Origin of the sequence: Klebsiella sp. K47 (assembly GCF_051858335.1) — a bacterium.
In the GTDB taxonomy this organism is placed as follows: Bacteria; Pseudomonadota; Gammaproteobacteria; order Enterobacterales; family Enterobacteriaceae; genus Klebsiella; species Klebsiella pneumoniae.
Genome location: NZ_JBPYUI010000018.1, coordinates 108,143 through 117,881, shown reverse-complemented (window position 1 = coordinate 117,881; position 9,739 = coordinate 108,143). Strand labels below are relative to the sequence as shown.

Below are 9,739 nucleotides of genomic sequence, written 5' to 3'. Positions count from 1 at the left end.
GGCCAGCGCCTGGCCCAGCTGCGGGTCGGCGAACAGCGCCCGCCAGTGGGCCGGGGAGCGCGCAGCGCCCACCAGTTCCCCGGCGGCGGGGAGCAGCGGCAGATAGATCGCCGCCATCGCCCCCCAGGCCAGCAGGATCAGTGGGTACCGTAGCGGCGCAGCCATTCCTGCTCCAGCGCGTCAACCCATGCCGCGTGAGGCTCGGCAAGCACCGGCGGCAGATCCTGCGGCAGGGCTGCCGCCAGCGCCTGGCGCTGGCCGTCAGGCAGACGCTGCGGACCCAGTACGCTCGGATCGCCCCAGACGGCGGCATCGGCCTTGCGCAATTGCGCCTCAGGGGAGAGCAGGAAATTGGCCACTACTTTGGCGCCAGCGACAGCGCGGGCGTTAGCCGGGATGGTAACGAAATGGACGTTGCCGAGGGTCCCCGCGGTAAAGCCGAAGCTGTAGCTGTCCGTCGGTAATTCGCCGCTGGCGGCTTTCTGCCGGGCGTGCAGCGGGTTAAACGTCAGCGACAGGCGGAGGGTGCCCTGGTTGAGCATGGCGTCCATCCGCGCCGGCGACGCCGGGAAATCCTTGCCCGCCCGCCACAGAGCCGGGTGCAGCGCATCGAGATAGCGCCACAGCGGGGCGGTGACCGCCGCGAAGGTCGCCGGCTGCGGCGGCTGGCGCAGGGCGGCTGGCTGGTCGGTGAGCGCGATCAGCAGTTGCTCCAGCAGGGCGGTACCGGTGAAGTCCGGCGGCCGCGGGTAGGTTACGCTGCCCGGATGGGCTCTGGCGAAGGCCAGCAGGGCCTGCGGGCTGGTGGGCGGCTGCGGCGTTTGCCCGCGGCGGGCGATAAACGTCAGCTGGGCGCTGCCCCACGGCGACTCCGCGCCCTCGGTGGCGACAGAAAAATCTTCCCGTACCGGCTTTTGCTGATCGACATAGCGCCAGTTGGGCAGCGATTCGGCCCAGCCGGTGAGCAGCAGATCGGCCTGCTTAAGCGTGCGAAAGTTTTCGCCGTTGATCCACAGCAGATCCACTGACCCGCCCTGGCGACGACCGGCCTGCGCCTCGGTCTGGATGCGTTTCACTGCGTCGGCGGCGTCGGCGACAGGCACAATACGCAGGTCGATTGCGTAATAGCGTTTGACCTCTTCGCTGACCCACGCCAGATAGCGATTGACGGCCGGGTCGCCGCCCCAGGCGTTAAACCAGACGGTCTGTCCGCGGGCTTCCGTCTGAATCTGCCGCCAGCTGTCGTCGGCATTAACCGCCAGCGGCCAGAGCAGCAGCAGGCACAGACAGAGGCTGTAATCACGCAAACGGCGCATCGTTACTCCTTATTCTGCGAGGAAGAGGTGGGTATCTGGCACAACCCCTGAGCCGGGATCGCCATCGCGGCATTGAACCGCGCTGATAAATTTTGCAGGCCGATCAGGGCGGTCAGCTCGGTGAGCGCCCGGGCGTCAAAATGCGCGGCCATCGCGCTACGCAGGGCATCATCCACCGCCGGCGGCGTCTGGGTGGCGGCTTCGGCATAGGCCAGCGCCAGGCGCTCTTTTTCGCTGAACAGCGTACTGCTGCGCCAGTCGGCGACCGCCAGCAGCTTGTCCTGGCTCCCGCTCCGCGCCGCGAGGGTCATGCTGGTGATATCGATACAGAATTCGCAGTGGCACAGCTGGGCGATGCGGGCGCTGACCAGCGAGCGCAGCACCGGATCCAGCGGCGAGCGGCGGCGTTCAATATAGCCCACGAACAGCGAAACCAGGTAAAACAGCCACGGGATCCGACCCCACCAGCGAATGGGGCTCAGCACCTGGCCGTAATGCCGGCGGTGCAGCCAGGCCTGCGGACGAAGGATCAGGGGGACAGAATCCAGCGGGGGTAAGCTCATGGCGACGATCTCTTATGACGTTCACGGTAAATATTTTTGGCGATAGAGATGACCACCGCCAGGGCAAAAAGCAGCGAAAGCCCGGTAGCCAGCCAGAAGGTGCCCCCGGTGAGCAGACTCCCGGCCCAGGAATAAACGATAGTCGCCGGGAGCTGGCCCACGCCGGTGGCCAGCATAAAGGGCCAGAAGCGCAGCGAGGTTAGTCCGGCGGCATAGCTGACCGGGTCAAACGGGACAAACGGCAGCAGGCGGCAGACCAGGATCGTCTGCGGGCCAAAGCGGGTGAAATAGCCGTCGGCACTGCGCAGCACCGCGCGGCCGGTGAGTTTCTCCACCACTTCGCGCCCCAGCGCTCTGGCGATGCAGAAGCAGAGCCCGGCCCCGACCATGGCGCTGAACCACGACAGCGCCCCGCCCCAGAAGGCGCCGAACAGGGCGGCGTTCGCCAGGGTAATCAGGAAAGCCGGCAGCGGAGCGACGATCGCCTGGAGGATCATCAGCGCAAATGAGACCAGCGCGGCCTGCGGCCCCCAGGCGGCGATAAACCCTCTGACCTGCTGCGGATCCAGGGAGGCTAACGCCGTCAGACTCTGCTGCAGAAAGGTACGCCCGCCAGGAAACCACAGCCAGGCGGCCAGAGCGGCGGCGACCACGACGGCAAGGGCCAGCCGGGCGCGGCGCAGGTGACGGCGATCAGGTTGGGTCATGGCGCACCTCCTCACTGCACGCCGCCACGCGACGGGCGCGGGCAAACCGTTTGCCTATCTGCACCAGGGCAAACAGCAGCCCGCCGGCGAGGCTCAGTTTTAGCGCGAAGGCGAGGGTCACCCCCTCGCGGGCCAGTTCGCTGGCCATCACCGAATAGATGACCAGACCCGGCAGGGTGGTCACGGCCGAGATCAGGGTAAAGGGCCAGAAGCGGATCGCCGTCAGGCCGTAGGCGTAATTCTGAATATTGTAGGGAAAGAGCGGCACCAGGCGGGTGAGGATCAGGAAATCGCAGCCACTGCGGGCGATACCGCGCTCAATCGCCTGAAAGACGGTGGTATGGCCCACATAGCGCTGCAGCAGATCGCGCCCAAGCCAGCGGGCGATTAAAAACGACAGCGAAGAGGCGAGGGTGGCGGCGGCAAACGAGAGCAGGGAGCCTGTTAGCGGGCCGAAGAGCATCCCGCCGGCGATCACCAGCAGGCTGCCGGGGATCAGACACAGGGTGGCAATGATAAACAGCGCAGCATAGACCAGATATCCCCAGGCGCCCTGATGGCGGAGGGTGTCCTGAAGCAGATGCAGGTGAGTCAGCAGATCGTGGAGACCGACGCGGTGGCTGATAACGGCCAGCGTGGCCACCAGCGCGAGAAGTCCCAGCCCTTTACCAATGGCCGGATGACGGCTTCTTTTGCATGAGAGGTGCTCCTGTACAGTCTGGACGCAGTGGACATCAAAAAGTGCGCGCGACAGTATCCTGTTCCGACGACCGTCACAATGGTTTACCGTCGCTTTGTTGATTTTGCTCAGGAAATTCTGCCCCCCGCACAGCGGGAGGCGAGAGAAGGGCGTGAATTATGGCCGGAAGGTGGCCCACACCGGCGCGTGGTCGGACGGTTTTTCCATCCCGCGGATCTCGTAATCGATCCCGGTTTCCACGCAGCGCTGCGCCAGAGGCTGGCTGGCCAGCAGCAGATCGATGCGCAGCCCACGGTTATCGTCGAAGCCTTTGGAGCGGTAATCAAACCACGAGAAATGCTCATGATTGTCGGGGTTAGCCTGACGCCAGGTATCCACCAGGCCCCAGCCCAGCAGGCGGTCCATCCATTCCCGTTCTTCCGGCAGGAAGGAACATTTGCCGGTGCGCAGCCAGCGTTTGCGGTTCTCTTCACCGATACCGATGTCCAGATCGGTAGGACTGATGTTCATATCGCCCATGATCAGCACCGGATTCTCTTTGTTGAGCTCGGTCTCCAGATAGTTCTGCAGATTCTGATAGAACGCCGCTTTGGCCGGGAATTTGGTTTCATGATCGCGGCTTTCACCCTGCGGGAAATAGCCGTTAATCACTGTGACGTTGCCGAAGGGCGACGGGATCTCCGCCATAATGATGCGGCGCTGAGCCTCTTCGCCATCGTCCGGGAAACCGCGGCGGACGGCAATCGGCGTCTCTTTGGTCAGCAGCGCGACGCCATAATGGCCTTTCTGCCCGTGATAAAAGACGTTATAGCCGAGCCTGGCGACCTCTTCGAGAGGGAACATGTCGTCGTGAACTTTGGTTTCCTGCAGGCCAATCACGTCCGGCTGGTGTTTTTCGACGATGGCGGCCAGTTGGTGTGGGCGGGCACGCAGGCCGTTGATATTAAAAGAGACGAATTTCATAGTCGCTGCCACTGTGCAAGGTGAATAGTGCAGGGATGGTAGCAGAAATTCGCCAGGCTGGCTGCCACCGGATGCGTCATTCTGCCAATCGCTGCGCATGAGCGTGCCGTGGGTGCCCCTTTTGCGGGCATGTCGCGCCAAAAAAGGGCAAATATCTACGATAAATTTCGCAGAGGATCACAATTACAGAATTATATCTTACCGTTGCATAATTTATCTTCTTTAATCACTGTTTACCCCCCTTTGTCGGATACTTATTCACTAAATATGCATTTTATGTGAATAGCGTTCGGCTGTAACTCATTGATTCCGCGTTATCTCATCCGATTTATGCATTTTTATCGCTGGCTGGCACGAACTGTGCAATCTACATTTACAGCGTAATAACTCATATTTATTAACATTATTGCTACTTTTAATTTACCGGAAGAGGTCGATATGTCTCAGTCAATTACGCGTAACCACTTTGATGAATGGATGATGCCGGTCTACGCGCCAGCGGCGTTTATTCCGGTGCGGGGCGCCGGGTCACGGCTGTGGGATCAGCAGGGCAAAGAGTATATCGATTTTGCCGGCGGCATCGCCGTGAACGCGCTGGGGCATGCCCATCCGCGTCTGGTGCAAGCCCTGACCGACCAGGCCGGCAAGTTCTGGCATACCGGCAACGGCTACACCAATGAGCCGATCCTGCGTCTGGCCAAAATGCTTATCGATGCTACCTTCGCCGACCGGGTCTTCTTCTGTAACTCCGGCGCCGAGGCCAATGAGGCAGCGCTCAAGCTGGCGCGTAAATATGCCCACGATCGCTTTGGCAGCGAGAAAAGTGGCATCGTCGCCTTTCAGAACGCTTTCCACGGGCGGACGCTGTTCACCGTCTCGGCGGGCGGTCAGCCGGCCTATTCCCGTGATTTCGCCCCGCTGCCGCCGCAGATCCAGCATGCCGTATTTAACGATCTCGAGTCGGCAAAGGCCTTAATCAATGACCAGACCTGCGCGGTGATCGTCGAGCCGGTGCAGGGCGAAGGGGGCGTGGTGCCGGCCAGCGTCGAGTTTTTACGCGGCCTGCGTCAGCTTTGCGACCAGCACAACGCCCTGCTGATTTTCGATGAAGTGCAGACCGGGGTCGGGCGCACCGGCGAGCTGTATGCCTATATGCACTACGGCGTGACGCCCGATGTGCTGACCACCGCCAAAGCGCTGGGCGGTGGTTTCCCTATCGGCGCGCTGCTGGCGACAGAGGCCTGCGCCAGCGTGATGACCGTCGGCACCCACGGCACCACCTACGGCGGTAACCCGCTGGCCGGGGCGGTGGCCGGCGAACTGCTGTCGATCGTCAACACCCCGGAAGTGCTCTCCGGCGTCAGACAGCGCCATCAGTGGTTTTGTGAACGCCTGCAGGCAATTAACGCCCGCTATGGCCTGTTCAAGGAGATCCGCGGCCTGGGACTGCTGCTCGGCTGCGTGCTAAACGACGCCTGGGCCGGGAAGGCGAAAACCCTCAGTAACCTGGCGGCGGAAGAGGGGGTGATGATTCTAATCGCCGGCGCCAACGTGGTGCGTTTCGCGCCAGCGCTGAACGTCAGTGAAGAAGAGGTGAACAGCGGGCTGGATCGCGTCGAGCGGGCCTGCGCGCGTTTCGTGGCAGGAGTCTCATCATGATGGTTATTCGACCGGTGGAGCCGGGCGATTTGCCCGGGCTGCTGAAGCTGGCAGCGGAGACCGGCGGCGGGCTGACCTCGCTGCCGGTGGATGAAGCGACCCTCGCGGCGCGGATCGCCCGCTCGCAGCAGACCTGGCGCGGCGAGCTACCGAAAAGCGAGCAGGGCTATGTCTTTGTGCTGGAGGAGAGCGAAAGCGGCGCGGTGGTGGGCATCTGCGCGATCGAGGTGGCGGTGGGGCTCAACGATCCCTGGTATAACTACCGGGTCGGCACCCAGGTCCATGCCTCGAAGGAGCTCAACGTCTATCAGGCGTTGCCGACGCTGTTTCTCAGCAACGATCATACCGGCAGCAGCGAGCTGTGCACCCTGTTCCTCGACCCGCAGTGGCGCAAAGAGGGCAATGGCTATCTGCTGTCGAAATCACGCTTCTTATTTATGGCCGCCTTTCGCGAGCGCTTCAATGAGAAGGTGGTCGCCGAGATGCGCGGGGTGATTGACGAGCAGGGCTACTCGCCGTTCTGGGAGAGCCTGGGCAAACGCTTTTTCGCCATGGAGTTTTCCCGTGCCGACTACCTGTGCGGCACCGGACAGAAGGCTTTCATTGCCGCCCTGATGCCCAAGCATCCGCTGTATATCGATTTCCTTTCCCCTGAGGCACAGGCGGTGATCGGCAAGGTTCATCCGCAGACCGCCCCGGCCCGGACGGTGCTGGAGAAAGAGGGGTTCCGCTACCTGAACTACATCGATATTTTCGACGGCGGCCCGACTCTGGAGTGCGACATCGACCGGGTGCGGGCGATCCGCAAAAGCCGTCTGGTGACCACCGAGGCAGGTGAAACCTCGCCCGGTGACTGGCCGCTGTGCCTGGTGGCGAATGAACAGTATCACCAGTTCCGCGCTCTGCTGGTGCATGCCGATCCGGATGGCGACACCCTGACCCTCAGCGCCCGCGAACTGGATATGCTGAAGTGTCATGCCGGCGACCAGGTGCGCATGGTGCGCCTGATCCCTGAGGAGAAAACTGCATGAGTCTGTGGATTAACGGCGAGTGGCGGCCCGGCCGTGGGCCAGGTTTCAGTAAACAGGATCCGGTTAACCTGAAGGTTGTCTGGCAGGGCGAGGCGGCGGATGCCGGGCAGGTTGCCGAGGCGGTGGCGGCTGCCCGCCAGGCGTTCCCGTCCTGGGCGCGGCTGCCGTTTGCCGCCCGTCAGGCGATCGTTGAAAAGTTTGCCGCTCTGCTGGAAGCCAGTAAGGCGGAGCTGACGGCGGTTATCGGCGCCGAGACCGGAAAGCCGCGCTGGGAGGCGGCCGGGGAAGTGACGGCGATGATCAACAAGGTGGCGATCTCGGTGAAGGCCTACCACGTCCGCACCGGCGAACAGCACAGCGACCTGCCCGACGGCGCCGCCACGCTGCGTCACCGGCCGCACGGCGTACTGGCGGTGTTTGGCCCCTATAACTTTCCCGGCCATCTGCCGAACGGGCACATCGTGCCGGCGCTGCTGGCGGGCAATACCGTGGTCTTTAAACCCAGCGAACTCACCCCGCGCAGCGGCGAAGCGGTGGTGAAACTATGGCAGCAGGCCGGCCTGCCCGCCGGGGTGCTCAACCTGGTGCAGGGCGGTCGGGAAACCGGCGAGGCGCTCAGCGGCCAGGCGGATATCGACGGACTGCTGTTTACCGGCAGCTCAACCACCGGTTTTCATCTGCATCGCCAGCTGGCCGGGCAGCCGCAGAAGATCCTCGCGCTGGAGATGGGCGGCAATAACCCGCTGATCGTCGACGATCCGCGGGACGTGGATGCCGCGGTGCATCTGACCATCCAGTCCGCCTTTATTACCGCCGGCCAGCGCTGCACCTGCGCCCGCCGTCTGCTGGTCCGGCGCGGCGAGGCGGGCGATGCCTTCCTCTCCCGGCTGGTGACGGTGAGCCAGCGGCTGATCCCGGCGGCGTGGGACGCCGAGCCGCAGCCGTTTCTCGGCGGGCTTATCTCTGAACAAGCCGCGCAGAAAGTGCATCAGGCCTGGCTGCAGCGGGTCGCCGCTGGCGCGGTCACCCTGCTGGAGCCGCGGTTATTGCAGGCCGGGACGTCGCTGCTAACGCCGGGGATTGTCGACATGAGCGACGTGGCCAATGTCGAAGATGAAGAGGTGTTTGGCCCGCTGCTTGGGGTCTGGCGCTACGACACTTTCGAGGAGGCGATTGCCTTAGCCAACGCCACCCGCTTCGGCCTCTCCTGTGGGTTAATCTCTCCGGAACGGGAGAAGTTCGATCGACTGCTGCTCGAGGCGCGGGCAGGGATAGTTAACTGGAACAAACCGCTGACCGGGGCGGCGAGTACCGCGCCGTTCGGCGGCACCGGGGCGTCCGGTAACCATCGTCCGGGGGCCTGGTATGCCGCCGATTATTGCGCCTGGCCGATGGCCAGCCTTGAATCGCCGACCCTGACGCTGCCCGCCAGCCTGAGCCCGGGGCTCGACTTTCTGGCCGGGGAGGCGTCATGACCGCCCGCGAAGTCAACTTTGACGGTCTGCCCGGGCTGACCCATCACTACGCCGGGCTCTCCTTTGGCAATGAGGCTTCCACCCGGCATCGCTATCGGGTGTCTAACCCGCAGCTGGCGGCAAAGCAGGGGCTGAAAAAAATGAAAGCCCTCGCCGACGCCGGCTACCCGCAGGCGGTGATCCCGCCGCAGGAGCGTCCCAACGTGCCGCTTCTGCGCCAGCTGGGCTTTAGCGGCAGCGATGAGCAGGTGGTGGCCCGGGTGGCGCAGCAGGAGCCGGATCTGCTGTCGGCGGTGAGTTCGGCCTCGGCGATGTGGGTGGCGAACGCGGCGACGGTGTGTCCCTCCGCCGATTCGCTGGATGGCCTGGTGCATCTGACGGTGGCGAATCTGCAGGATAAATTCCACCGCGCCAGCGAAGCACCGACTACAGAGGCGCTGCTGCAGGCGATTTTCCCCGACCGCACGCGATTTGCTATCCACCCGGCGCTGCCCGCCTCGGCCTGGTTTGGCGACGAAGGGGCGGCGAACCATAATCGTCTCGGCGGCGAGTATGGCGCTCCCGGCGCCCAGCTCTTTGTCTATGGCCGCCGCCGGGGGAGCGAGGAGGCGCCGCGTCGCTATCCGGCGCGGCAAACCCTTGAGGCCAGCCAGGCGGTAGCGCGCCTCAATCAGGTCAATCCCCGCCAGCTGATCTTCGCCCGCCAGCATCCGGCGGCGATCGACACGGGGGTTTTTCATAACGACGTCATCGCGGTGAGCAACCGTCAGGTCCTGTTCTGCCATGAGCAGGCCTTTGCCGACCAGACCACGCTTCTCCAGCAGCTGGCGCAGCGGGTGCCGGGTTTTACGCCGCTGGTGGTTCCCGCCAGCCGGGTCTCGGTGGCAGAGGCGGTTGCCACCTATCTGTTCAACAGCCAGCTGTTGAGCCGGGCGGATGGCAGCATGGCGCTTATCCTGCCTCAGGAAGCGCAGGAGCATGCCGGCGTGTGGGAATACCTCAATGAGCTGCTGGCCGGGGATAATCCTATCGCCGACCTGCGGGTGTTCGATCTGCGCGAGAGCATGGCCAACGGCGGCGGTCCGGCGTGCCTGCGCCTGCGGGTGGTGTTGACGGCCGAGGAGTATCAGGCGGTCAATCCGCACGTCCTGATGAACGATACGCTGTTTGCCACCCTCAATGACTGGGTGGATCGCTACTATCGCGATCGTCTCACCCTGGCCGACCTCGCCGACCCGCAGCTGCTGCGGGAAGGGCGCGACGCGCTGGATCGGTTGACCCAGATCCTGCAGCTCGGTTCGGTTTATCCATTTCAGCAATAAGGG

General features: G+C 63.6%; 9 protein-coding genes and 1 pseudogene. 4 read left to right on the top strand and 6 right to left on the bottom strand.

Annotation, left to right across the window (positions count from 1 at the left end; translation table 11 throughout):
• The 6 genes and pseudogenes from RRF55_RS17955 to xthA form a co-directional block, all read right to left on the bottom strand.
• A pseudogene (locus tag RRF55_RS17955) lies at window positions 1–165 on the bottom strand (thiamine ABC transporter permease); the annotation flags it as partial.
• On the bottom strand, window positions 138–1,316 hold the full coding sequence (locus RRF55_RS17950; protein ID WP_040120427.1) for an ABC transporter substrate-binding protein: 1,179 nt from the start codon (window positions 1,314–1,316) through the stop codon (window positions 138–140). The gene RRF55_RS17950 and the pseudogene RRF55_RS17955, both read right to left, overlap by 28 nt.
• 2 nt (window positions 1,317–1,318) lie before the next feature.
• The gene (locus tag RRF55_RS17945; protein ID WP_004176519.1) at window positions 1,319–1,879 is read right to left on the bottom strand and encodes a carboxymuconolactone decarboxylase family protein; all 561 of its coding nucleotides are present in this window, start codon (window positions 1,877–1,879) and stop codon (window positions 1,319–1,321) included.
• Window positions 1,876–2,586 carry a TVP38/TMEM64 family protein gene (locus tag RRF55_RS17940; RefSeq protein ID WP_004151923.1) on the bottom strand — a complete coding sequence of 237 codons (711 nt, stop codon included), beginning with the start codon at window positions 2,584–2,586 and terminating at the stop codon, window positions 1,876–1,878. Before RRF55_RS17940 ends, RRF55_RS17945 begins: the two co-directional genes overlap by 4 nt.
• Entirely contained in the window at window positions 2,573–3,229 is a 657-nt protein-coding gene (locus RRF55_RS17935; RefSeq protein ID WP_004140389.1) for a TVP38/TMEM64 family protein, read from the bottom strand. Before RRF55_RS17935 ends, RRF55_RS17940 begins: the two co-directional genes overlap by 14 nt.
• Window positions 3,230–3,442: 213 nt before the next feature.
• A complete protein-coding gene (gene xthA / locus RRF55_RS17930) occupies window positions 3,443–4,249 on the bottom strand; it encodes an exodeoxyribonuclease III (protein WP_002901486.1) in 807 nt (268 codons plus the stop codon).
• Between the two features lie 438 nt (window positions 4,250–4,687).
• Between xthA and astC the strand changes: the two genes are divergently transcribed.
• Genes astC through astB form a run of 4 tightly spaced genes read left to right on the top strand, consistent with a single transcriptional unit; the run spans window position 4,688 to window position 9,736 of the window.
• Complete coding sequence (gene astC / locus RRF55_RS17925; protein WP_002901489.1) at window positions 4,688–5,908, top strand: succinylornithine/acetylornithine transaminase; 1,221 nt, start codon at window positions 4,688–4,690, stop codon at window positions 5,906–5,908.
• Window positions 5,905–6,939 carry an arginine N-succinyltransferase gene (gene astA, locus RRF55_RS17920; RefSeq protein WP_004183681.1) on the top strand — a complete coding sequence of 345 codons (1,035 nt, stop codon included), beginning with the start codon at window positions 5,905–5,907 and terminating at the stop codon, window positions 6,937–6,939. Before astC ends, astA begins: the two co-directional genes overlap by 4 nt.
• Window positions 6,936–8,414, top strand: coding sequence for a succinylglutamate-semialdehyde dehydrogenase (gene astD, locus RRF55_RS17915; RefSeq protein ID WP_004151922.1), 1,479 nt, complete (start codon window positions 6,936–6,938; stop codon window positions 8,412–8,414). Before astA ends, astD begins: the two co-directional genes overlap by 4 nt.
• Window positions 8,411–9,736 (top strand): N-succinylarginine dihydrolase, encoded by a 1,326-nt coding sequence (gene astB / locus RRF55_RS17910; RefSeq protein WP_021312936.1) that lies wholly within the window; start codon window positions 8,411–8,413, stop codon window positions 9,734–9,736. Before astD ends, astB begins: the two co-directional genes overlap by 4 nt.
• The last annotated feature ends 3 nt before the right edge of the window (window positions 9,737–9,739 follow it).